Genomic DNA, 25,307 nt, shown 5'->3' on the forward strand with positions numbered 1-25,307 from the left:
CCACTTGTTGAACACGTCAATACTGTGGTCTAAGTTGGGGACACCCAAAATCTGCCGTGATTTGAACAACGCAGATGCAACAATTCGAAGCGTGGTAACGCTCTCGCGGTTTGGGATCAGGAGGGGGCGATGGTTCAAGGCTTGGGACAGCGGCGGCCTGTCCGCATCGCGCTGGCAATGCTGGCGCTGACCGTGTGTGGCGGTGCGAAAGCGGTTTGGACGCAACAGCCGTCGCGCCCGCCGGACACGTTCCGCAACCCGATCCTGTTCGCCGACTATTCGGATCCGGACGTCATCCGCGTGGGCAACGCCTATTATATGGTGTCGTCGAGCTTCCACTTCTCGCCCGGCATCCCGGTCCTGCGGTCCTATGATCTGGTGCATTGGACGATCATCGGCAGCGTGTTGCCGCGCCTGCCGTTCGCACCGGAATACGACATGCCGGGCCCGCACACCCTCACCGACAAGATCTCGAAGCCCGTGGGAGGCACGCGCTACGCAGGCGGCGTGTGGGCCCCGTCGATCCGGCATCACAACGGCCGGTTCTACGTCTATTGGGCGACGATCGATGAAGGCGTGTTCATGGCGACCGCGAGCGACCCTGCCGGGCCGTGGAGCAAGCCGGTCAAGGTCATCGACGAGCGGATGCTGGAAGACCCGTGCCCCTTCTGGGACGATGACGGCACCGCCTGGCTGGTCCATTCCCGCCATGGCGCCGGCCCGCTGATCCTCCACCGCATGAGTGCGGACGGGACTCGCGTGCTCGACAAGGGCGAGGTGATCGTCGAGGACAAGGCGAACCTGCCGGTCCTGGAAGGGCCGAAGTTCTACAAGCGCAACGGCTGGTACTATATCTTCGCGCCGATCGGCGGGGTGGAGAAGGGGCAGCAGGTCGCGCTGCGCGCGCGCACCATTCGCGGGCCCTATGAATGGCGGGTCGTGCTGGAACAGGGCTCGACCCGGTTGGAAGGGCCGCATCAGGGCGGCTGGATCGAGACGCCATCGGGCGAGGGATGGTTCGCCCATTTCAACAGCACCGGCGCGTTCGGCCGCATCGTCCACCTCCAGCCCGTGCGCTGGGTAGACGACTGGCCGATCATGGGCCGCCCGCTGCCTGGCAAGACCTCGGGCGAGCCGATCATGACGCCGCCCTGGCCCAAGACCGGCCATGCGCCCACGCGGGATCGGCTGCAGGACTCCGACGAGTTCGGCGCCCCGAAACTGGGCCTGCAATGGGCGTGGAACCACAATCCCGACGACAGGCGCTGGAGCCTGTCGGCGCGCCCGGGCTGGCTGCGGCTGGAGGCAGGCGAGGCGCAGCATCTGGTGACGGCGCGCAACACGCTGACCCAGGTGTTGCAGGGGCCGGAGAGCGGCATCACCGCGCGGATCGACCTGTCCCACATGGCGGATGGCCAGCGTGCCGGCCTCACCCTGTTCGGGGTACGCCCGAGTTGGATCGGCGCGGTGCGCGAGCGGGGTGAGACGCACCTGACCCTGGCCCGCGAAGGCGAGGAACAGGCCGGGCCGCGGCTGACCGCCGACACCATCGAGCTGCGCGCGGAGGTCGGCAGCGATCAGACCGTGCGCTACAGCTACCGCCTCGGCACGGGCGGCTTCACGCCGTTCGGCGATGCCATCCCGCTCGCCCGATTCTCCTGGTGGAAGGGATCGCGCCCGGCGCTGTTCACCTTCAACAAGCGGGGCCCGAGCGGCCATATCGACGTCGACTGGTTCCACGTCGACCATCCGGAGCTCAACCCATGAGGTCGTCCTTGGATCGCAGGTCATTCCTTGCCGCAAGCGCCGCCGCGACGCTGGCCATGCCTATTTTTGCTCGCGCCCAGCAGGGTGGGGCAGCAGGGGTTCCGCACTTCTCGACCACGAACGCGCGCTGGCAGGCGGCCTATGACGCTGCCCTCGACGTGCTCGCCGGCAATGTGAAGGTCATGCCGTACGTCAGCAAGCCGGTGCTGATCGAGGGATCGGTCTACCAGGGCATCTGGCAGGAGTGCGGCCCCCACGAGGCGCTGCTCTATCGCAAGTTCCGCCCGGATGTGGCGCGCAACAGCCACCTGACCTTTTTCGAATTGCAGCGCGCTGACGGACAGCTGCCGGCGAACAACAAGGTCGTCGAGACCGGCTTTGGCCAGATCCAGATGGTGGTGCCGATCGCCGCCACCGCCTGGGACCTAGCACGCGGGACCGGCGACGGCGAACTGCTGGAGGCAGCCTATCGCGGCTGGGGCGCGTGGGACGGCTGGCTGATGCGCCATCGCAATACGCGCGGCACGGGGCTGGTCGAGGGCTTCTGCACCTACGACACCGGCCACGACAATTCGCCGCGATGGAAGGGCATGCCGAACCAGTGTCCGAACAAGGACGCACGTACCCATCACCCGATCGCCTCGCTGCCGCGGCTGTGCCCGGACTTGTCCGCGACGGTCTACGGCGGCCGCCGCGCACTGGCGGCAATGGCCGAGGCGCTCGGCAAGCGGAACGAGGCCGCACGCTGGGCCGAGCAGGCGGAGGCCATCCGGCGGCGGATCCTGGACACGCTCTATGTCGCCGAGGATGCCGCCTTCTACGACCTGGATGCCCAGAACCAGTTCGTTCGCGTGCGCTCCGACATCCTCAGCCGCGTGTGCGGGGAGCATGTCGTCGACCAGAAGCTGTTCGATACCCTGTGGGAACGCCAGCTGGGCAACCGGCAGGCGTTCTGGACGCGCTATCCCATGGCCTCGATCGCGATGGACGATCCCAGCTTCGTGCGCCCGATCCCGGCGAACAGCTGGGGCGGGGCGTCGCAGGCGCTGACCGCCATGCGCGCACCACGCTGGATCGAGCATTATGGCCGCACGGCCGAGTTCACCGAGATGATGAACGCCTGGTGCGAGGCAATCCAGGCGGACCCGAGCTTCCGCCAGCAGATCGATCCCGAGACCGGCACCTTCACCCATGGCGAGGACGAGCCGCACTACTCGCCCTGCGCGCTGGTGATGGTGGACTATAGCTGGCGACTGGTCGGCGTGGTCGAGGAGCCGGACGCACTCCACTGGAACGTGCGCCCCCGGCACCCGGCCGCCGCCGGCGCGCAGCTGTCGCTGCCGACGGACAAGGGGGGCACGGCCGCGATGGTCTATGACGCCAAGGGCGCGACCCTCACCCTGTCGGGCAAGCCGATCGGCCGGGTCGAGGGCGGTGCGGCGCGGCTGATCACGGCGGCCGACGGTACGCCGCAAGCGCTGCTCGGGATCGAGCCCAAGCCGCAGCGGGTCACGCTTCGGCTCGCGGGCCGGTCTCCCCGCACCCTGACGCTCCACCCCAACCGCCGCGAACCCCTCGATCGGGGCTGAGCGGCGACCTTCGGAGAACGCCCATGATCGACCGTCGCCTGTTTCTTGCCGGTGCCGCCGGCGCGCTGGCGCTGCCGCTCGCCGGGCGTGCCGCCCCGCGTGCGGACAGCCTGGGTGCGATCGCGGCCGCCAGCGGCATTCGGTTCGGAAGCACCATCGGCAAGGGCAATTTCGCCGATGCTGCCTATCGCGCACTCAATGCCCGAGAATGTGCGCTGATCGTGCCGGAGAACGAGCTCAAGTGGAGCATCACCCGGCCCAACGCCACGACGTTCGACTTCGGCCCTGCGGACGCGCTGATCGGCTGGGCAACCAGCAACGGCATGGGCGTGCGCGGCCATACGCTGCTGTGGCATTCGGAGCGCTGGACGCCGAAGTGGGTCACCGAGCACGACTATGGCGCCCAGCCGGCACGGGGAGCCGAGCGGCTGCTCCAGGAGCATGTGACCAGGGTCGCCGGGCGCTATGCTCGCGTCATCGACAGCTTCGACGTGGTCAACGAGGCGATCGACTCCGACACCGGCGTGTTGCGCGAAACGGCCTTGTCGAAGGCGATGGGCGGCGCCCAGCCGACCCTCCACCTCGCCTTCCATAGCGCGCGGGCGGCGGCGCCCTCGGCGGAGCTCGTCTACAACGACTATATGGGCTGGCGTGCGGACGAGGCCGTGCACCGGACGGCGGTGCTCAAGCTGCTGGAGGGGTTCCGCAAGCGCAACGTGCCCGTGGACGCGCTCGGCGTGCAGAGCCACCTGGGCAGCAAATATTCCGACTCACCCACGGGCCTGGGCGCGTTGGACGAAACGGCATGGCGCAAGTTCCTCGACGAGGTCACAGCCATGGGCTTCCGGCTGCTGATCACCGAGATGGACGTGCACGACAATCCGCTTCCCAGCGACATCACCAGGCGGGATGTCGAGGTCGCGGCGCATACGCGCGCGTACCTGGACCTCATGCTCTCCTACCCGCAGTGCCGGACGGTCATGTGCTGGGGACTGTCGGACCGCTACAGCTGGCTCAACGACTTCCGTCCGCGTCCCGACAAGCTACCCAAGCGCCCGCTTCCATTCGACGCCGACTTCCGCCCGAAGCCGATGCGCGATGCACTGGCCGCGGCGTTTTCGGCCCATCGCCGGCCGGCCTAGTCGCCGAACCGCCACCGGAGGTTCACACCGACGTTGCGCGGCTGCGCTACGCCCCACACCGTTGCGGGGGTCAGGTCGCCGCCGTTCTCCGCGCCGTGATAGTAGAGCGCGTCGAACAGGTTCTCGACATAGGCGACGGCTTCCCACCCGGCGTCCGAGCGATAGCCGAGGCGGAGATTCACCGTGGTATAGCCGTGGCGGCGGGTGATGCCGCGCCAGTCGAAGCTTTCGCGCCCGCGCCCTTCGTAGACCCATTCGCCCGCGAGATAGGCTTCACCGGAGGCGAGGGGATAATGGAAGGTGCCGACGCCACTCGACGCCCAGGTGGGGTTCGGCAGCCCGCCGCAGTCCTTCAGCGTGCAATCGCGGTCGCCGCGCTTGCGCGTGTGGGTGTAGGTGAGCGTCCCCGTCAGATCGAAGAAGCGGCTGGGGCGCAGGGTCGTCGCGAACTCGGCGCCATATCCCTGCACCCGTCCGACGTTCAGGACCCGCTGCGTGCGTGTCTCTGTGTCGAAATAGACGCTCTGCAGATTGCGATAATTGTAGAGGAAGCCGGTGAGGTCGAAGCGCAGTCGGCCGCCGAGAAGATCGCCCTTCACCCCCAGCTCCTCGCTCCAGATCGTCTCGGGCGCAAAGGCGTCGGGCTTGGTGCCGTCCGGAACCAGGCCAAACTCCTCGATCGGTCCCGGTGCTGCCACCGTGAAGGAGCCGAACCCGCCCGACTTATAGCCCCGCGTGACGCTGGCGTAGACGTTCAAGCGGGGCTGGATCTCATAACGCACGTAGAGCCGCGGCGTCGTACCCTGCCAGGACCTGCCATCGGTCACGAAGCCATCGGTGTAGTAGGCGAACGTCCAGAGGTTGCCGAGCGTAGTGTCGCTCGGGAGGATGTTCAGCCCGAACTTCTTGTGGTCCCAGGTGTAGCGCAGTCCCAGGCCGACGTTCAGCTTGGGGAGGACGCGAAAATTGACGTCGCCATAGGCGGAGAAGCCGGTGTTCACCGTCCGCGCCTCGTTCACGTCGACTAGGATACCGTCCGGCGCGGCAACATAGGGCGTGCCATAGAGGTCCTGGGTCAGTTCCTCGCAACTGGAGTAGCCGTAGCCGGCCAGGCAGACGGCCGTTTCGTCCGCCTGCTCGGTAAAGCGGGCCCGCACCGTTTCGCGATAGCCGGACAGCCCGGTCGACCAGGTGAACCGACCCGTACCTGGGGAAACCAGGCGGACCTCCTGGCTCGCATAGGTGCCGCGCTGGCGCTGGCTGTAGTTGCCGATCCGGAGCGGCGTTCCGTCATAGTCCTCCGAATAGAAGAAGCGGTGGCGGCGATAGGCGGTGATCGAACTCAGCGTGGCGAAGTCCAGATCCAGGTCGGCCTGCAGCGTGCCCCCATAAATTTCACCGTCGTCGCGGGGATCCGTCAGGTCCGTATCCACATCGCGAGGACCACCGCCGACCACGAGATCGATGCCAAGCGCGTCGTCGATCGCGTCCAGCACCTCGCGGTCGTCGTTGGAAGCGCGATAGGGCGTGCCATCCAGCCGCCGCCGCTCATACTCGCCCATGGCGATCACGCGCAGCGGACCCGCCGTATAGAGCAGCGAGGCGCGCGCCGCAGTGCGGTTCTCACCCATCAGCCGATCGTCGCGATCGGGCGTGAACACATTGTCCACCCATCCGTCGGAGGCGGTGTGATATCCGGCCACGCGCAGCGCCCAGTGCTCGCTCAGCGGCAGGTTGAGCGCAGCCTCCGCCTCCACGCGATCCACCTCCCCATAGCCGAGATAGACGTGCCCCCGGACTCGCTCCGTGTCGGGCTTGTTGGTGACGATGTTGATCGCGCCGGAAATGGCGTTGCGCCCGAACAGGAAGCCCTGGGGACCGCGCAGGGCCTCTGCGCGCTCGATATCGAACAGGGAGGTGACCGCGCTTCCGGTCCTCCCCTGATAGACTCCGTCCTTGAAGATGCCGATCGAGGGATCGCCGCCGATGCCATAGTCGTTGGAGACGATGCCGCGAATCGCCAGCGTGTCGATGTAACTGTCTTCGGAGTTCCCGGAGAAGCCGGGCGTGTAGGTCACGATGTCCTTGACGTCGTTGAGCTTGCGCTGGACGATCGCCTGCTCGTCGAACGCGCTGATGGCGACAGGCGTGTTCTGGATGCGCTCGGGACGGCGCTGTGCGGTGACGATGACGTCTTGCGCCTCTAGCTGCGGTTCGGCGGAAGGGCTGGGTTCGTCCCTGGGAGTTGCCGCCGCGGGCACCGCCAGGAAAGCGAGGGCCGAGGCGGTCCAGAGCGCGGATGGCTGGCGGCAAGGGAACGAGATCATGCTCGCGCCTATCCGGCAGATTCATGATTTCAGCGTTAATTTCCGAATGATGCGGATGGCTGTGCACAGCTTCCCGGGTGCCGATCGAGGGACAGGGTGCTAAAAGCGCGCAAGCCCTTGCCAGGCGGATGATTTCTTCGCCGGTTCCCCGACAGAGGCGCCCGTCGGCAGCAACACCTCCTTAACCGGCGCTCCCTACCCCTTGAGCCATGGAGCCGGGACAGCATTCAACCGGGGGCGCCGGCCGCAGGCGGTTCGTCGCTCAAGTGGTCGCACCTGCCCTCGCCACGGTCGCGGCGATGGCAGTGCTGATCGCTGCGCTGGTTCTGTTCTCGGCGCGGCAGGCCGACCGGCTCGCCTTCCAGCGCGAGCATGGCGTGATCTCGACGGTGCTGGCGCAGAGCATCGCGCGGATCGCGCACGACCAGGAGGGCGTGACCGTCTGGGACGACGCGGTTCGGCACGTGCGGGCCTTTGATCAAGATCCGGTGTGGCTGGATACCAATCTCGGCGTGTGGATGCGCACCTACTATGGACATGACGAGGCCTTTCTTCTGAACCCGAAGAACGAGCCGATCTATGCAATGCGGGGGGGGCGCCGCATCTCCGCTTCCGCCTATCAACGCGGTGTCGAGGACATCGCCGCGCCGCTCGTCGCGGAGTTGCGCCGCAAGCTGCGCCACCCCTCACCTGGAGACGTGGGGCCCTCGGCGCTGACACCGGGAACTATCGACCTCGCCATCGTCAGCGGCCATCCAGCCATCGTCAGCGTGAAGCCGATCACCTCCGACACCGGCACCATCCCGCAGGCTGCCGGCACCGAGTTCCTGCACATCGCGGTGCGGTACCTCGACACGGATTTCACGCGGGAGCTCTCCGAACGATACCAGCTGGAAGGCGCAGCGTTTGCGAAGCAACCGCTCGCCGGGCGGACGGAGGGGGCAGTGCCGCTGCTCTCCTCTTCCAAGCAGCTGATCGGCTACGTCGTCTGGCAACCGTTCCAGCCGGGCTCGCTGCTGGTGAAGCGGGTGGCACCGGTGATGGGCGCATCGCTTCTCCTCATCTTCGCGATCGTGACCATTCTGCTGCGCCATGTGCGACAGGGCACGCTGCGGCTGGAGGCGAGCGAGGCGCAGGCGCAGCATCTCGCCTTCCATGATCCTCTGACGGGGCTCGCGAACCGCGCGCTGTTCGACGATCGCCTCGCCCATCAGCTTGCCCATGCGCGCGCCGCCTCCAGCTCGCTCGCGCTCCTGTACCTCGACCTGGACGGGTTCAAGAGCGTCAACGACACGCTTGGGCACCCAGCTGGCGACGAACTCATCCGGCAGGTGGGGACGCGGCTCGCCTCGCTGGTCCGCTCGACGGACCTGGTCGCCCGCGTGGGCGGCGACGAATTCGCCATCATCCAGTGCGACATCGAAGGGCCGGCCGAGGCGGAAATCCTGTGCATGCGGATCGTCGAGGAGATCAGCCGCCCGATCGACATCGCCGGCACCCAGGCACGGGTGGGCGTCAGCATCGGCATCGCCATGGGTCCGGCCGACGCGAGCGAACGGATCGATCTTGCGCGCAAGGCGGACATCGCCCTCTATGAGGCGAAGAGTGCGGGCAAGGGGCGCTACACCTTCTTCGCCGAGGGGATGGACGCCAGTCTGAGGCGGCGCAAGGAGATCGAGACCGCCCTTCGCGCCGCGCTGGAAACCCGTACCGGCCTGGAGGTGTTTTACCAGCCGCTCTATTCGGCTCAGAGCGGGGCCATCACGGGCGCGGAGGCGCTTGTCCGATGGCGCCGCCCGCAACAGGGGTTCATCTCGCCGACCATCTTCGTGCCGATCGCCGAGGAGGCGGGGCTCATCGAGCAGCTCGGAGAATGGGTGCTGGAGCAGGCCTGTCGCGCGGCGGTGAAATGGCCGATCGGGACGATTTCGGTGAACGTGTCGGCCGTCCAGCTGCGCAACGCGCACTTTGCCGAGCGGGTGACGGAGATCCTGAAGCAGTCTGGCCTGGAGCCCGCGCGGCTGGAGGTGGAGATCACCGAGACCAGCTTCATCGAGAACGCGGCCAACTGCCAGCCGAACCTGACCGCACTGCGCGCACGCGGGGTGAAGATCGCCCTCGACGATTTCGGGACGGGATATTCTTCCTTCACGCACCTGCGCAATTTCGACGTCGACCGCATCAAGATCGACCGGTCGTTCGTGAGCGGCATCGGCAGCACCGAGGATGGCAGCCCGATCATCCAGGCGATCATCGACCTGGCCAAGGCGAGCGGCCTGAAGGTGACGGCGGAAGGGGTCGAGACGGCCGAGCAGCGCTTCTTCCTGTCGCAGATCGGCTGCAATTCCCTCCAGGGCTATCTGCTCAGCCGGCCCATGCCCGCGAAAGCCATGGACGCGGTGTTTCGGGTCGGCGGGCATTCGTCCGCGCTCGCGGACACCAATTGAGCGGCGCCCCGTCGCCGATGCCATCCGTGCGCCTGCCCTTGTAGCACCCCGAGGTGGTCAGGGCTCGGCGGTGTCCGTCAGAAGCGTGATCGGTGCGCCCGTGCTGCCGCTGCTGAGGCTGTCGGGCGTGACCACGACGGTGGTGCCCGCGACGAGCAGCGGCAGCAGGCGATCCCGGAAGCCCGGGTCGACCGTGATGCGATCCTTGTCCTCCGCCATGGGAGAGCTCGCGGTCTTGCCGTCCCAGGGGAGTGCGACCTTCGTCCAGTGCGCGCCGGCGCCATCGACGCTGCTGGCGACATAGGCGGCAGGGCGAGGAATGGCGCCGCGCAGCGTGACCGGGGCTGCCCCGATCTCGACGCCGTTGCGCAGCACCACCACGCGACGGTCTGCCGCGCTGACGATGATCGAGACCGGGCCGGAGGGCGCCCGCTCGGGCTGCCAGAAGCCGGAGTCGCCCGCGGGGGAACGAGCGGTCTTGCCCGCCTTCAGCAGCTGCGGGACTGGAGCCACGCGGGGTACCGGCGCATCCTGGGTGATCACCACCGTCATTCCCTTGCTGGTGGCGCCGTAGAGCAGCCGCGCGAAGGCCAGCGGCAGCCGGATGCAGCCGTGCGAGGCTGGGTAGCCGGGCAGGTTTCCGGCGTGCATGGCGATCCCGTCCCAGGTCAGCCGCTGCATGAACGGCATCGGCGCGCCGTTATAGAGGTTCGACTTGTGGTCGACGTCCTTCTGAAGGACGGTGAAGACGCCGGTCGGCGTCTCGTGCCCCTTTGCGCCAGAAGAGATGGTGGAAACCCCGATCATCACCCCGTTGCGATACACATAGGCGCGCTGCAGGCGCAGGCTCACCACGATCATCATCGGCCCGTCGGGCGCGACCTGCGGCGCCCAGAGATAGCCGCCGGGCTTCAGCTTCTGCACCGCCTCGACAACGCTCAAGCTGGGCCGGTCCGCCTGCTGTGCTGCGACCGGGCTATCGGCGAGCACCGCGAACATGCAGAGCAGCGCGGCGGGCGGAGCGAGAAAGCGGTTCATGGCCGTTCCCTATCGCCGAATTGCCGGCGTCGGGCCAGCCGGAGTGACGCGGGCTGCGGCGGGCCGTGGTCGCGGCACGCTTCGGATGCACACCTGGGCACCCCTGTCCGACTGACGCGGGCCGCTGGTGAAGGTCGCGACGCAGCGATGATGGCGCAGCAACCGGTGGTACACGGCCAGCGGGCGAGCGAAGCGGCCCGGTTCCTGCGCGTAGCGGGCGTAGTTCGACAGGATGGCGACGTCCGCGTCGCAGGTCGCAAGCTGCGCCACATCGACGTGGCCGAGATCGACGATCGCGCTGCCCTGCCGAAGACCGTTCACGCGGCGGTAGCTCGGCCGCTTGTTCAGCGCGGTCCGCACATCGACGCAGCCGGCGCTCCCGAGCGGGAAGAGCAGGCGGCCGCGATACGGGAGCAAGTCGAAGGCGGCGTGCTCGACCAGGATGGTGCGGCCGGGCGGCACATGCGCGCGAACCCAGGCGGTGGCGGCCTGGCGCGGATCCTCCGCATGGCGGGCGAGCCGTTCGATCGTGACGCTCGCCATCCAGGTCGCCAGGGCAAGCAGGAGGATGCCGCCACACCAGGTGCGCCACGCACTGGGGAAGACGTCGGCCACCTTGGTGAGGCCGATCGCCGCGAGAATGGCGGCGATCGGCAGCACCGGTACGATCCAGCGCTCCCAGACGAGCGCTTGCGCCGCCAGCGCGATCAGGATCGCGGCGGCGGTAGGAAGCAGCACGATCGCTGCCGCTGGACGCCGGCGAATGCCGAATGCACCGGTGGCGATGAGTGCCAGCCCCGGCCAGCCGAAACTCTGCGCCAGGGGATGGCGGATGTACCAGCCGAGATTCCCGAGAAACCCGTACCCGGTGGCGCCAAGGTGCACCGGCCGTGCTTCTGCGGTGAGGTCGCGCAGCACGGCAGGATAGTCGAGCAGCAGATAGGGCGAAACCAGCAGCAGCGTTCCCAATGCGACCACGGGTGCGACCGGCAGCAAGCGGAGTGCACGGGTGTCACAGCGCGCGCGCCACAGGCCCGCCGCGAGCGGCGCCACCAGAACCAGAACCGCCGGCCATTTGGCAGCACAGGCGAGGCCCGCGGCGATCCCTGCCCAGACGGGGTGGCGGCGTCTCGAATCCTCTGTTGCCGAAAGGGCGTGGAGCATGCTCCAGCACATCAGCAGGGTTGCCAGCATGTCGGTGCGGATCAGCTGCGACAATTCGACATGCACGGTGTTGCACGCCAGCAGCAGCGCCGCGGCCAGCCCGGTGCGGGGGCCTGCCACTCGTCGGCCGAGCCGCCAGGTCAGCCACACGCTGACGACGCCGAACGCCACGCTCAGTCCGCGCATCGGCAGGACGAGGATGCCCGGATCGGCGAACACCGCGGCCACGAAGGCGTCGCTGCCGCTCCAGCGGCCGAGCAGTTCGCCCAGCCCAGCCACGGCGACGATGACCAGCGCCAGCAGGTAGAAGAGCAGCGTCGCCGGATGACCGAACCAGCCGGGGTTGAGGCGTCCTTCCCGCAGCATGTCGAGCGTGGTCATGATGAAGACCGGCTCGTCAGGATCGTTGAGCGCGGGCAGCCCGAAATCGAGGTGCCACAGCCGCAACGCGGCCGCGAGCAACAGGATCGCGACCAGCAACAGCCTTTCGGATTTACGGGCCATGGCGCGCGGTTCCGTCCTCTTCGCAAACGTCATGTGCGGGAGAATCCATGCGAACTGTGATACTGGCAGGCGGCCTCGGCAGCCGCCTGGGCGAAGAGACCGCCGTCCGCCCCAAGCCGATGGTGGAGATCGGCGGGATGCCGATCCTGTGGCACATCATGAAGATCTACGCTTCGGCCGGTTTCAACGACTTCGTGATCTGCCTTGGCTACAAGGGCTATCTGATCAAGGAGTATTTCGCGAACTACTTCCTGCACACCGCCGATGTCACGATCGACCTCAGGGCTGGCAGCAACGGCATGGAAGTGCATCGCGCGCGCAGCGAGCCGTGGCGCATCACCCTGGTCGAGACCGGGGAGACGGCGATGACCGGCGGTCGGCTGGCAGCGATCCGGCCCTATCTCGATCCGGACGAGCCCTTCTGCTTCACCTATGGCGACGGCGTCGCCGACATCGACATCGCCGACCTGGTGCGCTTCCACAAGGCGCATGGTGCCCGCGCGACGATCACCTCGGTCACGCCGCCGGGCCGCTTCGGATCGCTGGAGTTCGACGGCGAGCGCGTCACCGCCTTCCGCGAGAAGCCGGCCGGGGACGGCGGGCAGATCAACGGCGGCTTCTTTGTCGCGCACCCCAGCGTCCTCGATCTGGTCGACGGACCAGACAGCGTCTGGGAATCCGGGCCGCTGGAGCAACTGGCTGCGCAGGGCGAGCTTCGGGGCTACCGGCATGATGGGTTCTGGCACCCGATGGATACGCTTCGCGACAAGAATCACCTGGAAACGCTTTGGCAGAATGGGAGCGCGCCGTGGAAGCGCTGGTAAACCGCAACTGGGCCGGCCGGCGCGTGCTCGTCACCGGCCATACCGGCTTCAAGGGCAGCTGGCTTTCGCTGTGGCTGTCCGCGATGGGAGCGGAAGTGACCGGACTGGCGCTGCCGGCTCCCACCAGCCCGAGCCTGTTCGAGGCCGCGCACCTCGCGCGCGGCGTCCGGCACATCGAGGGCGACATCCGCGACCTGGAGACGGTTCGCGCGGCCGTGGGGCAGGCGCGACCGGACATGATCTTCCACCTCGCCGCTCAGCCGCTGGTGCGCCTGTCGTATCAGGAGCCGGTGGAGACCTATGCCACCAACGTCATGGGCACGATCCATGTGCTGGAGGCGGCCCGGGCGGTCGGCGGGGTGCGCGGGATCGTCTGCGTCACCAGCGACAAATGCTACGCGAACCGCGAGTGGGAATGGCCCTATCGCGAGAGCGATCCGATGGGCGGGCACGATCCCTACAGCAGCTCCAAGGGATGCGCGGAGCTGGTGGCGGCGGCATGGCGTAGCTCGTTCTTCGAGCAGAGCGGGCCCTTGCTGGCGACGGTGCGTGCCGGCAACGTCATCGGCGGCGGCGACTGGGCGCAGGACCGTCTGGTGCCGGACTTGGTCCGCGCGTTTGAGGCCGGCGTGGCCCCCTTGATCCGCGCGCCCGACGCGGTGCGGCCATGGCAGCATGTGCTGGAGGCGCTGGGTGGGTATCTGATGATTGGCGAGCGGCTGCTGGATGGCGAACGGCGCTTCGCCGACGCCTGGAACTTCGGCCCGGGCGACGAGGATGCCCAGCCGGTCCGCTGGATCGTCGATCGCATGCGCGCGGTCTGGCGCGACGATGCCGCAGCGCCAAGTTTCGACACCGGCCCTCGCCCGCACGAAGCGGGGCTGCTGCGCCTCGACAGCTCGCGCGCGCGGACCGCGCTCGGCTGGCGCCCGGCGCTGACGCTGGCCGACGCGATCGACTGGATCGTCGACTGGCACAAGAGCGTGGGCGCCGGTGCGGACGCACGCGCCGTGACGCTGGGACAGATCGCCCATTACGAAGCGCTTTCGGGCAGGGGCCGGGTGCGCGCCGCCGCCTGACCGCACAGGGGATCCGCCGGAGCGCGGATCCCCTGCTCCCGCAAACAGCATTCCGGATCGGTCACGGCTGTTCCGGGCTCCCGCGGAACGTGACCCGGCTGTGCCAGAACCAGCTGCCTGCGATCAGCGCGACGGTGAAGCCCAGCTGCGCGATCACCGGAGGTACCTGCGCGATCTCCACCAGCAGGGGCAGCGCCACCCAGTTGGCGACATAGTTGAACAGGTAGAAGCTCGCGAAGGTCGCGAACTCGCGCAGGATGTTGCCGCGGGTGCGAAACACACCCAGCTTGTACGTTGTGAAGGCAAAGCACAGGCTCACCGCCTGGGCGATGCCGAGCGCCACGAGGTAGTGGGTGCGGAACGCGGGCACGCTCCACAGCAGCGCCGGGTAGATGGCGAGCCCGAACGCCGTGTTGGCAGCGCCCGCCATCAGGAAGCGGAGCGGCCGCCGCCCGGTGACGGCGGCGATGCTCACTGTTCCTCGACCAACGGGATCGCCATGTTGGCGGCGAGCACGTCGCGGGGGAGGAAGGGCGACAGGTCCTCGAGCGGGGGCGAGGTGATGCGTCCGTCGGCGTGGACCTTGGCGCCGAGCTTGGGTGCGAAGGCGACATGTTCGTCGATCATGATCTCGCACAGCGCCGGCCCCGGCGCATCGAGAGTCGTCTGGATCGCGCCGGGCAGGTCGTTGTGGCCGTCGGCGCGCGCATAGGCGAAGCCGAACGCATGGGCGACCTTCTCGAAGCTCGGGAAGGTCACGTTGCTCTTGGGGCCGCCGCCGACCTCGACCCCGTTGAAGAAATTGCGATGGGTCTGGAAGATCGACACATAGCCTGAATTGTTGAGAAGGAAGACCTTCACCGGCAGGTCGTAACCGGCGATCGTCTGCAACTCCTGCAGGTTCATCATGATGCTGCCATCCCCTGCGATGCAGAGGACGCGGCGGGTACCACCGGTCGCCGCGCACACGCCGATCGCGGCGGGCAGGTCATAGCCCATCGTGGCGCAGCCGGAGTTGGTCCACAGCCGCTGCCCTTGTTGCAGCCGCCCCGCCTGGAAGCTCACGACGCAGGCGGAGCCATTCCCGGTCACGACCACGTCGTCGGGGTCGAGGGCCTCGAACAGCGCCTCCATCGCGACATAAGGGTGGTTCATCGGGCCATGGTCGCGATAATCCGGAAGGACCACCGGAAAGGCAGCGACGCGCTGCTTCGACCAGGCGAGCCATTCGCGGTGCGCGGCCGTCGGGCCGGCATAGGGCGCATCCAGCATGGCGGGAAGCAGGTCGGCCAGGTCAGCGACTACCGGCAGGTCCGGCTTTACCGTGGGCTTCTGGAGCTCCAGCGGGTCGATATCGACCCAGATCTTGTAGGCGGCGCGCGCGAAGCTGTCCCAGTTGTAGCTCACCTGGCGGATGTTGAGCCGGCTCCCGAGCACCAGCAGCAGGTCCGCGCTTTGCGTCACCAGGTTGCCGCCGCGGTCGCCCACGGTGCCGGGCCGGCCGGCGTAGAGCGGGTGGTCGTTCCACAGTGTGTCATGCGCGTTCCAACCGGTCACGACCGGCACGCCAAGCCGCTCGATCAGCGCCAGGAACTCGCGGTGCGCACCGCTCAGCCGGACGCCGGCGCCCGCCAGCACGACCGGCCGCTCGGCAGCCGCGATCCGGTCGAGGATGGTACGCGCAGTGGCGGGGAGGTCCGTGTCGCGCCATGGCTCGTCGAGTTCAGCAGGGTCGAAACCGGACAGCATCTGCGGGTCGATCTTGGCTGCCTGCACATCGAGCGGAATGTCGAGCCACACCGGGCCGGGGCGGCCACGTGTCGCCAGGTACAGCGCCTTTTCGGCGTGGTAGCGGATGCTGGCCGGCTCGGTCACCATGGTTGCATATTTGGTGATCGGGCGGACCAGTTCCTCGATGTCGAGCTCCTGGTCGCCGAGCTGGCGCAGCTTGAGCCCGGTGGCGCGCACCGTCGTCTCGCGCTTCACCTGTCCGGAGATCACCAGCATCGGGATCGAGTCGACAAAGGCGCCATAGACGCCAGTGATCGCGTTGGTGCCGCCGGGGCCGGAGGTGACGTTCACCACCGCCGGGCGGTTGGTGAAGCGGGCATAGGCCTCCGCCGCCATCGCCAGCGCCTGCTCATGATGGGTGAAGACCGTCTTCAGCCGGGGATGGGTGCCCATCGAGTGATTGAGGTGCATGGCCCCGCCGCCGGTCAGCATGAACACCTGTTCGATGCCATGGTCGGCGAGCCATTGGGCGAGCCAGTCGGAGAGCTTCATTTCGGGCATTGGGTCCATCCATTGGCGAGCGCGGTGCGCCGGATCGCTTCGTTGAGGTCGATGGTCGGGGCGACGCCGAGGTCGCGGCGGATCGCCTGGGTCGAGGGGACGTAGCGGCCGGGGTTCCAGCCGGGATCGGGCTGCCCCAGGATCTCGACGCCGGGGGCACCCAGCACGTCCGCGGTGCGCCGGGCGAGATCGGCGATCGACACCGCCTCCTCCGAGCCGATGTTGTAGGTCGCACCCGGTGCGGCCGTGAGGTGCAGCATCCACATCCAGACCGCGAGATCGGCGGCGTAGAGATAGGAGCGCACCGCCTGGCCGGAGCCGGTCACGCGGACGGGCTTTCCCGCGATCGCATCGCGGATGAAGTTTCCGGCCGCGAAATGCGTGTCCAGCGAAAGGCCCGGCCCCAGCAGCGCGAAGATGCGCGCCGTGACGGTGTGAAGCCCGAACTGATGGTGGTGGATCGCGGTCAGCGTCTCCGCCGCGCGCTTGCCCTCCGCATAGGAGGACTTCGGGTCGCGCGGGTCGGGACCGCCCATCCAGTTTTCGTCGACGTGGAGCTGGTCCCAGGGCTGGGTGCCATAGACGGCACCGGAACTCATCAGCAGGAAGCGGGCGTCCTGTGCGCGGGCCAAGGCGAGCGCGGCGCGCGTGCCGTCCACGATGGTGTCGAACATGCGCTGCGGGTCGTTCGCCGTGAGCGCCGCGCTGGCGTCCGTGGCACCGTGGATCACGTCGGTGAAGGCGCCCGCCGGCGACTCGAAGCGCAGCACGTCGCCCGCGACCGTTTGAAAACGAGCCGCCAGATGCGGCGCACGGCTGGCGAAGGCGGCCGGGTCGCGGGTGAGCAACGTTACCTCGACGTCGATGGGCGCGCGCGCCAGCGCCTCCAGCATCCATCGGCCGATGAAGCCGGTGCCGCCCGTCATGAAGATGCGGGCGCCGTCCAACCGCGGCCAATAGGGGGCAAGCGCAAGGTCGATCGCGCGCAGATCGTGTTCGGGAATCATGCGGTGGCCAAGCCCAGGGTGGGACGGTGCTCGCGATGGGCGAGCGCCACGCGCACCAGCGCGTCCAGCGACAGCGACCAGACGATCAGGATGACGAGGCCGGGGCGTACGAAATGACCAAGCGTCAGCCCGAACTCCGGCAGTACCGGCCGGCCGCTGAGCCAGCTCTGCGTGTCGAGACGCAGCACGGTCGCGAGCGGGAGGTCGCCCACCAGGCAGAGCAGATAGGCCGAGACAAGAGCGGGCACCGCGCCGCCGCGCCACGGCTCCAGCAGCACCAGGAACAGCAGGAAGACCTGGGTATAGCCGCCGGGCGACTGGGTCACGAGATAGGCGCCCAGCAGGATCGCGGCGACGCGCGCATGGGTGAGCGCACGCGGCTGGAGCCAGGCGGCGGCAAGCGTCGCCAGCGCCAGCAGCTGGGTCGAGCGGATCGCAAGCGGCACCGCCGCCTCGATCGCCTCGATCGTGCGAGAGGGTACGAAGTCGAGCAGCGGCAGCTGGCTCTCGCGCATCAGCAGCAGCGGCGCATAGCTGGTGGAATAATTGACCTCGTTCCAGATCTGCCCGGCGACGAAGCTGACCCAGTTCACCGTGTTGGAGGCGAGTTCCATCGGCGAGCCCGATCCGACCAGCGCGAGCGTGACGAGATAGAGGAGGATGGTGGTGATGCCGGCGAGTTCCAGCGGCCGCCACTCGCGCCGCACCGCGTGGGCAAAGGCAGGCAGCACCAGATAGGGCTTGAAGTTGATCGTAACCGCGGTGCCGACCGCCCGCCAGGCGCGGGATCGGGTGACGGGTCCATGCGCGACTACGAAAGCCGGCAGCGCGACCAGGATGAGGTTGCCCCGCTCCAGCGTGAACAGCAGCGGCAAGCCCAGTGCCATTGCCCCCGTGCGGGGGACCGCCGTGCGCGAATCGGCGCGTCGGAACGCGATCCATAGGATAGCCACATCCGCCACATAGGCCGCCAGGATCGTCGCGCGCGCGAGCCAGTCGCAATCGCGCGCCTGGAACGGCGACCCGACGTAGCAGCCCGGCAGGCTGGTCCAGTCGAGGAACACGAACGACAGCGGCGGATAGATGCTGCGCCACACGTCGTATGCCCCGGGCCGGTTCGCCCAATAGGCGGTGTTGAACCAGTCCATGAAGGTGTCGTTGGTGTCGAACACGAACGGCTGCGGCAGATAACCGTTGATAGAGAACCACCACAGCATGTGCGCAAAGCTCGCGACTACGGCGAGCATCAGCGCCCATTCGACGACCGGCGGGCGCGGCCGCGCGGTCACGGTGCGTCCGGAAAGTTCAGCCGCGCTTCCTCGATCACCAGCGGCACGTTGCGCGTCCGCTCGGCGATCAGCCGCAACTGGTCGCCGATCAGGCCCAGGAAGAGCAGAAGGGTGGCGAACATCGCGGTTCCTGCCGCCCAGCCGAGCCATGCTCCCGCGGGGCCGCCCGCGATCAGCGCGACGACGCCGACGACCGCAAGCAGCAGCGCCAACGATCCCGCCGATACCGCCAGCAGGATCGGCGCACGCAGCAGGGTCTTGGCCGATCCGGCGAGGCCGGACAGCGCGAAGCCCAACAGGCTGGCGAAGCCGTTCTTGGTCTCGCCGCCCGCGCGTTCCGGCCGGTCGAACGGCACCAGCGCGATCGGATAGCCGCTCTCCACCAGCATGCCGCGGAAGAAGGGTTCGGGCTCCTTCCACCGGCGCAGCGTGTCCACCACCTTGCGGTCGAACAGCCCGAAGCCGGTGACGTTGGGGATCACGGGATAGTCGGCGATGCGGCCGAGCAGCGCATAGCCCGCGCGGCGCACCAGCCCCAGCAGCAGGCCCGTGCGTTCGCTGCGGCGCTGGCCCAGCACGATCGCAGCACCGCCGCGCCACAGCGCGACCAGTTCGCCGATCATCGCGGGCGGGTCCTGGAAATCGGCGCACATCCCGATCACCGCAGCGCCGCGCGCTTGGTAGATGCCATGCGTCGGGGAACGCATCTGGCCATAGTTGCGGTTGTTGAGGATGCCGCGCACGCGCGGGTCGGCCGCGCAGAGCGCGCGGATCGCGTCGCGCGTCCCGTCGGTCGAGCCATTGTCGATCAGGATGATCTCATGGCTTGCCGCGTGGCGCTCTGCCTCGCGCGTCACTGCCGCGGTGATCGCCGCGACATTCTCGATCTCGTTGAAGCACGGGATCACGATCGAGAGCTCGGGTGCGCTCACGGCCTAGGCTTTCCGATGACGGGCAGGCGGATGCCGGTCGCCGGCGCATAGAGCTCGGTGAAGAACGCCAGCGCGATCACCAGCGCGAGCAGCGCCACCGCGGGAACGTTGTACTTGCGGTCCACGTCCAGTCGCGGTGCCTCGATCACCTCGGCGTCGGACGCGGTCTCGGCCGCGAGCGATTCCACCGCGATCTCTTCGGACGAGCGCGCATAGACCTCGTACAGCGCCTGGGCGAAGCGATAATCGCGGTAGAGGTCGAGGTATTCGCCCGATACTTCGGTCAGGCCCGCGACGTTCGGCCCGGCGGCGCCCGACGCAGGGTCGGCGGTGCGGGCGATCTGCGCGCGCAACGTGCCGACCTCCGACTCCGCTGCACGCAGCTGCGGGTTCTCGTCGCCCTGGAACTGTCGGAGCGTTTGCACCTCCACCTGTTTTGCCTGGAGCTGGGCCTGCAATCCCGCGCGCAGCGACAGCTCGGCACCCAGCTGCGCCTCGGGTTCCGCCAGCCGGTTGCGGCGGCGGAAGGCGTTGAGCGCCGCCTCGGCCTTCACCACCCGCTCGCCCGCTTCGCCGAAGCGAGCGCGCACCACTTCCTGCTTGCGGCGGACGCGGCCACGGCTGAGCGCGTTCAGCCGTTGGCTGATCGCGGCGACATAGGCGCGGGTCAGCGTTTCCGCCTCCGGCGCGTCGTGAGTGCGCGCCTCGACCTCGATCACGCCGCCGGTGAGCGAATGGATGTCCACCTTCTTCGCAAGCGCCAGCTGCGCCTTTCGGGCCGAGCCATACCGCTCGACCAGCTTCAGCCGGGCGATGACCGCGTCGCTGACCTCCCGGCCACGGGCGACCGACAGATAGAGGTCGATCGGCTGCTTGCCGCCGCCCAGTAGCGCGGCAAAACCGCCGAGTTGGCCCATGCCGCTCACCGTGGAACTCAGGCCGAGGCTGCCGGGCTCCTGCGGCACGAGCTTGGCGCGCGCCTCATAGGGCTGCGGCACGACCGAGAGCAGCGCCAGCACCAGCGCCGCTCCCCCATAGGCGCGCAGACGCCAGCGCGGGTCGCGCACCCATTGCGTCACCCGTGCCATCAGTTCACCGCATTCACGACGGTGGCTGCGCCGATGACGCCGCCGAACAGGCTGCCCGTGATGTCGCGCAGCCGCGCCCAGAACTCGCCGCGATTCGCATCGACCGGCACGAACACCAGGTCGCCCGGGAGCGCCGGCGCCTTGAGCGTCCGGCCTCCGCGTGCCAGCACGGTGCCGTTGGCGCGCACGACGAAGATCTCCTTCTTGTCGCCCAGCGACTGGATGCCGCCCGCGCTCTCGACGGCGTCGCCGATCGTCTGCCCCTCGCGGTAGGCAAAGGAGGCAGGGCTCGCGACCGCGCCGAACACGCCAACCGTCACCGGGCGGGTGGGGACATAGATCGCGTCGTTGTTCTCGACGATCAGGTCGGCGGGAAGCGTAGCGGCGTTAACGGGCAGGTCGAACACCAGCCGGCCGCTCGGCTCGCGTGCCCGCATCTTGGCGATCACCTGATCGATCAGTTGGAGATTGGCGGCCGACGACAACTGCGCCCGATTGACCGACACCAGCGGCTGGGTGCTGAGCAGCAGCTCCATGTCATCGACGGCCCGCGCGAAGCTCTCGCGCTGCTGCGCCTTTACGCTCTCCCGCGTGATGACGCTCGCATAGGGAAAGGCCTCGCGGGTGAGACCGCCGGCCTGCTGGACGACGTCGGCGAGGCGCGATCCCGGCTGGACATAGTAGCGGCCCGGCTTTGCCACTTCGCCGCTCAACGTGACCAGCACCGGCTGCTGCGCGACCGGGCGGGCGATGCCGACGTTGGTGAGCACGCGCACCACGTCGCCACGGCGCACGGCGCGGGTGCGCGCTTCGGCCGCGCTCAGCTGCTGCCAGCCGCCGTTGCCGCTGCCGAGCGTGTCGAGCACCAGCAGGCGGGTGTCGTCTGCGACGGTGCTGACGCCACCGGCATAGGCGACCGCATCGGCCAGGGTCTCGCCCGGCCCGACTTCGAAGATCGCCTCGCGATTGACGCTGCCGGTGACGGCGACCTGCTCGCCCGCCGGGGCGATGTGGATGACGTCGCCGTTGCGGAGCACCGCGTCGCCGGTCTTGTCGCCCCGGAGCAGCAGGTCATAGAGGTCGAAATCGGAGACCAGCGTGCCGCCCCGGCGCAGCTGGATCGAGCGGAAGCTGCCGCCCTCGGAAGGCCCACCCGCGGCCAGCACGGCGTTCACCAGGGTCGAGACGCTGTTGACGGTGTAGGCGCCGGGCTGACGCGCGAAGCCGGTGACATAGACGGTCAGGCCGCGCAGTCGCGCCATGCCGACCTCGAGCTGGAAGTTGCGATACTGGCGCGAAACCTGGGACGCGACGACGCTGCGCACGTCGCCATAGCGTACGCCACCCACCTGGACTGCGCCTACGCGCGGCACGAAGATCCGGCCTTCGCTGTCAACGGTCAGGCGCAGGTTGGATCCCTGGACCGAGCCCGACAAGTCGAGCCGCAACTGGTCGCCCGGGCTGATGAGATAATCGGCTGGGATCGCCGTGGTGGCGGGAGTAGTGAAGTCGCGCGCTTCCGGCACGAGCAGCTCGGACCCGAACCGGCGCAGCGGCTTGCCGGCAACCTGGGAGACATAGGCCTCGAATTCGCTCGGCGGCGGTGCCGGGTCCGGACCCTGCGGCGTCGCACCGATAGGGGATTGAGACGCAACCGGCTCGCTTTCGGCCAGAGGCGGGTCGATGCGGGCGGGAGAGAAAGGAGCAGGGCTCGCCTCCGGCACCGCCACGCCCGGCGCTGCCGAAGGCGCACCCGTGGCCGGACGTGCCGTGCCGCCGACCGGCGAGAGCAACTGGGCGGCGGCGGGAAGGGGCGTGAGCGCGAGGGCAGCACTCGCAAGCAGGGAGGCGCGGGCAAGCATCATGCAGCCAGCGCTCCGAGCGAGCCTACTTCGGCAAGCGGAGTACGCAGCACCTCCGCTGCCACTTCCCACAGGCGCCCGTCCGCCGCGGCGAGCAGGCCGGCGCGGTCCGAGCCGACCCGATAGGCGCTGCCGTCCCAATGGGTGGCGTGACCGCCGGCTTCGGTCAGGAACAGCACGCCTGCGGCATGATCCCAGGGCAGGATGCGCTGGAACAGCGCCACGTCGTTGCGGCCGTTCACCAGCCGCGGATAGCTCTCCGCCGCGCATCGCGGAATCGGCTCCAGCGCAAATCGCCGCTCGGCCGCGCGATGCGCCCGTACGCGCTCGGCGGGCGCCATGAACTGGGTCGCCAGCGCCGCCACCGGCCGCAGGCGTCCGCTGTTCCGCGTGCGAACCGGCCGTTCGTCGATCCAGGCACCCAGGCCGCGCTCGGCATGGCACATGCGCCCGGTCCCGGGGTCGAGCATCCAGGATGCGACCGGCTCGCCCTCGGAGACGAGCGCGACCATGATCCCGAACGCGCCGGACCCGCTGGCGAAGTTGGCGGTGCCGTCGAGGGGATCGACCAGCCACACGGCGCCGCTGCCGATGCCGTCGAGCAGCGCGGGGTTCTCGGCGCACGCCTCCTCCCCGACGACCCGCGCGCCGATGCCGAGCCGGTCGAGTCCCTCCCGCAGCCGCGCCTCCGCCTCCCGGTCGACGCAGGTCACCACCTCGCCCGGGCTCTTTTCCGCGATTTCATGCGCTGCGAGCGCCTGATGGCGCGGCATCACCACGCGATCTGCGACATCGCGCATCAGCGCGGCGACGTGTCCGGCCAGCGACATGGGATCAGGCGGCGACCAGATCGGGCGTGTTGGCCCGGGTGGTGCGTTCGCGCATCATGGCGATGCGGCTGGCGTCTTCCTCCGCCATTGCGCGGTAGAGATCGCGCTTGTTCTCCAGCCAGGCGAGCTCGAACGCGGTCGCAAGCGCGATGCCGCCATCGAACCCGTCCCCCTCGACCGCCGCGCCGTCGAACACCACCTTGCGCGTCTCGAACCGGTCGAGCCGTACCTGGCGGATTTCCCGCAAGGCGGGCGCTGCCTCGACCGCGACCGAGCCGCCGACGACGAGCTCCAGATCGTGGCGGCGGCAGGCCTCGGCCGTGACCAGCACCGCATCGGTGATCGCCCGCTCGTTGATCGCGCCGCGCGGGAGCCCCTTGGACAGGGTGAAGTCGACGCGGCCGAAGACGACGCCGTCGAGACGCTCGGCCGCGATCGGCAGCATCTCCTCAAGCACCTTCAGCGTCGCTTCGGTCTCGAGGTTGAACAGGAACTCGGTCCCGCCGCTGTTGGCGCCATAGACCTTGTCGCGCGCGTCGGCGAATTTGGAGAGCGCATAGGGCGTCTCGACCATCGGGGCGATGATATAGTCGGTGCCGTAAAGCTTCGACGCGTGCAGGTCCGACACCGCCTCGCACCCGCCGATCTTGAGTGCGACCTTCAGGTCGGCGCGGCGGGCGAGTTCAAGCAGGCGAAGGAACTCGTCCGGTCGCGTGCCTTCGGCCTCGAACTCCGCCTTCACGGCGACGAAGCCATAGTGGTCGCGACCCTTTTTCAGCAAATCGAGCATATGTGCTTCGGTGGGGCTCATCATGTCCTCCCGGGGATGGTTTTCGGGGGAGAAACGGAGCCGCGCAGCCAATCCCGTAAAGGTTCCGGCCGGATGCGGAATTGTGTCTGCGACTCCGTTTGGCGGTCATGCGGCTGCTGCTTGCCCTGCTGGTGCTGTCCCCCGCCGTCGCGACCGCGCAGGATTCGTCGACGCTGCGCGTCTCGTCCCGCTTCGGCCTTCGCACCGATCCTTTCCACGGCCGAGCCACCGACCATCGCGGCGTCGACCTGCCCGGGGCGCCGGGCACCCCGGTGCTCGCCGCAGCGACGGGGGTGGTGCGGGTCGCAGGACGGCGCGGCGGGTACGGCGAGTTGATCGAGCTCGCCCATGCGGACGGCAGCGCCACGCGCTACGCCCATCTTTCCCGCATCCTCGTGCAGCCAGGCGAGATGGTCGAGCAGGGGCAGGTGATCGGCCGGATGGGTTCGACCGGGCGCTCGACGGGCAGTCATCTTCATTTCGAATATCGGGTCGGCGGCGTCCCCGTGGATCCGCTCCGCTACCTGGGAACGACACCTGCCGCGCCCGAGCGCCCGCGGGCGGATGCGCCGGATCGAACCGTGCCGGCGCCGCCCCATCGCTCGCGCTTCGCACAACGCCGGGTCCCGCACCCGAGCGTCGATCAGGACACCTTGCCGAGTGGTAGCACCGCGTTGCGATCCCCCGGGCCGTAGCCGCAGAGTTCGAGCCAACTGCACCGCATCTGGAGGGATCGTCCCGGCGCAGCCCGAGCAAGTGGGGCTTGGCAACGGGCGCAGGGAGTGCTTTCCCGTGCGCGATGGAACCGGATTCGAAGTCCGACGGCCTTACGCGTGTCCTTGTCGACGAGCGGGCGCGTCTGCTGCGCTTCCTCGCGGCGCGTGGCGCAGGCGACGAGGCGGAGGACGTGTTCCAGGATCTTTGGCAGCGGCTGGTGGCGGCCCCTGCGCAGCCGATCGCAGATCCCATCGCCTATCTGTTTCGCGCGGCCGAGAACGTGCTGCGCGACCGACGGCGCAGCGCGATCAGCCGTGAGCGGAGGCAGCAGGATTGGCACGAGGCGAGCGTCGGCGAGCGCGACGAGGCGGTGGGGGAGCGCGTGCTGATCGCCCGGCAGCGCCTCGGCGAAGCGGAGGCGGTGCTTGCCGCCCAGGGGCCAAGGGTCAGTCAGGTGTTCCGGCGCTACCGGCTGGACGGCGTCGGCCAGGCTGCGATCGCGCGGGAGATGGGGGTGAGCCTCAGTTCGATCGAGAAGGACCTGCAGAAGGCCTATCGTGCGTTGTCGCAGCTGAGAGAGAAATTCGATGCGGAATAG

General features: G+C 68.5%; 20 protein-coding genes. 8 read left to right on the forward strand and 12 right to left on the reverse strand.

Annotated elements, in window-relative coordinates; genetic code table 11:
- Positions 1 to 129 precede the first annotated feature (129 nt).
- From EO081_RS15300 to EO081_RS15310, 3 genes are read left to right on the forward strand one after another with little or no spacing between them, the layout of a single operon-like run.
- Complete coding sequence (locus EO081_RS15300; RefSeq protein ID WP_240697712.1) at positions 130 to 1,767, forward strand: glycoside hydrolase family 43 protein; 1,638 nt, start codon at positions 130 to 132, stop codon at positions 1,765 to 1,767.
- A gap of 56 nt (positions 1,768 to 1,823) precedes the next feature.
- Complete coding sequence (locus EO081_RS15305) at positions 1,824 to 3,356, forward strand: MGH1-like glycoside hydrolase domain-containing protein (protein WP_206364395.1); 1,533 nt, start codon at positions 1,824 to 1,826, stop codon at positions 3,354 to 3,356.
- Positions 3,357 to 3,379: 23 nt separating this feature from the next.
- On the forward strand, positions 3,380 to 4,498 hold the full coding sequence (locus EO081_RS15310; protein ID WP_129343115.1) for an endo-1,4-beta-xylanase: 1,119 nt from the start codon (positions 3,380 to 3,382) through the stop codon (positions 4,496 to 4,498).
- On the opposite strand, the gene EO081_RS15315 is transcribed toward EO081_RS15310, so the two are convergent.
- Positions 4,495 to 6,825, reverse strand: coding sequence for a TonB-dependent receptor (locus EO081_RS15315; RefSeq protein WP_129343117.1), 2,331 nt, complete (start codon positions 6,823 to 6,825; stop codon positions 4,495 to 4,497). The two genes, EO081_RS15310 and EO081_RS15315, sit on opposite strands and share 4 nt — an antisense overlap.
- Positions 6,826 to 7,091: 266 nt before the next feature.
- Between EO081_RS15315 and EO081_RS15320 the strand changes: the two genes are divergently transcribed.
- On the forward strand, positions 7,092 to 9,272 hold the full coding sequence (locus tag EO081_RS15320) for a putative bifunctional diguanylate cyclase/phosphodiesterase (RefSeq protein WP_240697713.1): 2,181 nt from the start codon (positions 7,092 to 7,094) through the stop codon (positions 9,270 to 9,272).
- Between the two features lie 57 nt (positions 9,273 to 9,329).
- On the opposite strand, the gene EO081_RS15325 is transcribed toward EO081_RS15320, so the two are convergent.
- Both EO081_RS15325 and EO081_RS15330 read right to left on the reverse strand, forming a co-directional pair.
- Positions 9,330 to 10,310 (reverse strand): L,D-transpeptidase, encoded by a 981-nt coding sequence (locus EO081_RS15325; protein WP_240697714.1) that lies wholly within the window; start codon positions 10,308 to 10,310, stop codon positions 9,330 to 9,332.
- Positions 10,311 to 10,319: 9 nt separating this feature from the next.
- On the reverse strand, positions 10,320 to 11,978 hold the full coding sequence (locus EO081_RS15330) for an ArnT family glycosyltransferase (RefSeq protein WP_165284656.1): 1,659 nt from the start codon (positions 11,976 to 11,978) through the stop codon (positions 10,320 to 10,322).
- Between the two features lie 47 nt (positions 11,979 to 12,025).
- Between EO081_RS15330 and rfbF the strand changes: the two genes are divergently transcribed.
- Both rfbF and rfbG read left to right on the forward strand, forming a co-directional pair.
- Positions 12,026 to 12,802, forward strand: coding sequence for a glucose-1-phosphate cytidylyltransferase (gene rfbF / locus EO081_RS15335; protein ID WP_129343123.1), 777 nt, complete (start codon positions 12,026 to 12,028; stop codon positions 12,800 to 12,802).
- A complete protein-coding gene (gene rfbG / locus EO081_RS15340; RefSeq protein ID WP_240697715.1) occupies positions 12,787 to 13,881 on the forward strand; it encodes a CDP-glucose 4,6-dehydratase in 1,095 nt (364 codons plus the stop codon). Before rfbF ends, rfbG begins: the two co-directional genes overlap by 16 nt.
- Before the next feature lie 61 nt (positions 13,882 to 13,942).
- Here the strand turns inward: rfbG and EO081_RS15345 are convergent, their stop codons facing one another.
- The 9 genes from EO081_RS15345 to EO081_RS15385 are packed head-to-tail and all read right to left on the reverse strand — an operon-like array spanning position 13,943 to position 23,992.
- The gene (locus EO081_RS15345) at positions 13,943 to 14,356 is read right to left on the reverse strand and encodes a GtrA family protein (RefSeq protein WP_129343125.1); all 414 of its coding nucleotides are present in this window, start codon (positions 14,354 to 14,356) and stop codon (positions 13,943 to 13,945) included.
- Positions 14,353 to 16,173, reverse strand: a complete 1,821-nt coding sequence (locus tag EO081_RS15350; RefSeq protein ID WP_240697716.1) for a thiamine pyrophosphate-binding protein — start codon at positions 16,171 to 16,173, stop codon at positions 14,353 to 14,355. Before EO081_RS15350 ends, EO081_RS15345 begins: the two co-directional genes overlap by 4 nt.
- Entirely contained in the window at positions 16,161 to 17,180 is a 1,020-nt protein-coding gene (locus EO081_RS15355; protein WP_129343129.1) for an NAD-dependent epimerase/dehydratase family protein, read from the reverse strand. The genes EO081_RS15350 and EO081_RS15355 overlap by 13 nt, the downstream gene beginning before the upstream one ends.
- Positions 17,177 to 18,469, reverse strand: a complete 1,293-nt coding sequence (locus EO081_RS15360; protein WP_240697717.1) for a hypothetical protein — start codon at positions 18,467 to 18,469, stop codon at positions 17,177 to 17,179. Before EO081_RS15360 ends, EO081_RS15355 begins: the two co-directional genes overlap by 4 nt.
- The gene (locus EO081_RS15365; protein ID WP_129343131.1) at positions 18,466 to 19,401 is read right to left on the reverse strand and encodes a glycosyltransferase family 2 protein; all 936 of its coding nucleotides are present in this window, start codon (positions 19,399 to 19,401) and stop codon (positions 18,466 to 18,468) included. Before EO081_RS15365 ends, EO081_RS15360 begins: the two co-directional genes overlap by 4 nt.
- On the reverse strand, positions 19,398 to 20,489 hold the full coding sequence (locus EO081_RS15370) for a capsule biosynthesis protein (protein ID WP_129343133.1): 1,092 nt from the start codon (positions 20,487 to 20,489) through the stop codon (positions 19,398 to 19,400). The genes EO081_RS15365 and EO081_RS15370 overlap by 4 nt, the downstream gene beginning before the upstream one ends.
- Positions 20,489 to 22,354, reverse strand: coding sequence for an SLBB domain-containing protein (locus tag EO081_RS15375; protein WP_129343135.1), 1,866 nt, complete (start codon positions 22,352 to 22,354; stop codon positions 20,489 to 20,491). Before EO081_RS15375 ends, EO081_RS15370 begins: the two co-directional genes overlap by 1 nt.
- Positions 22,351 to 23,181, reverse strand: a complete 831-nt coding sequence (locus EO081_RS15380) for an inositol monophosphatase family protein (protein WP_129343137.1) — start codon at positions 23,179 to 23,181, stop codon at positions 22,351 to 22,353. The genes EO081_RS15375 and EO081_RS15380 overlap by 4 nt, the downstream gene beginning before the upstream one ends.
- 4 nt (positions 23,182 to 23,185) lie before the next feature.
- The gene (locus EO081_RS15385; RefSeq protein ID WP_240697718.1) at positions 23,186 to 23,992 is read right to left on the reverse strand and encodes an aldolase/citrate lyase family protein; all 807 of its coding nucleotides are present in this window, start codon (positions 23,990 to 23,992) and stop codon (positions 23,186 to 23,188) included.
- 107 nt (positions 23,993 to 24,099) lie between these two features.
- On the opposite strand from EO081_RS15385, the gene EO081_RS15390 reads away from it, so the two are divergent.
- Both EO081_RS15390 and EO081_RS15395 read left to right on the forward strand, forming a co-directional pair.
- Positions 24,100 to 24,687 carry a M23 family metallopeptidase gene (locus EO081_RS15390; protein WP_129343139.1) on the forward strand — a complete coding sequence of 196 codons (588 nt, stop codon included), beginning with the start codon at positions 24,100 to 24,102 and terminating at the stop codon, positions 24,685 to 24,687.
- A 104-nt stretch (positions 24,688 to 24,791) separates the two neighbouring features.
- Positions 24,792 to 25,307, forward strand: a complete 516-nt coding sequence (locus EO081_RS15395; protein ID WP_129343141.1) for an RNA polymerase sigma factor — start codon at positions 24,792 to 24,794, stop codon at positions 25,305 to 25,307.

Origin of the sequence: Sphingomonas desiccabilis (assembly GCF_004135605.1) — a bacterium.
Lineage (GTDB): Bacteria > Pseudomonadota > Alphaproteobacteria > Sphingomonadales > Sphingomonadaceae > Sphingomonas > Sphingomonas desiccabilis.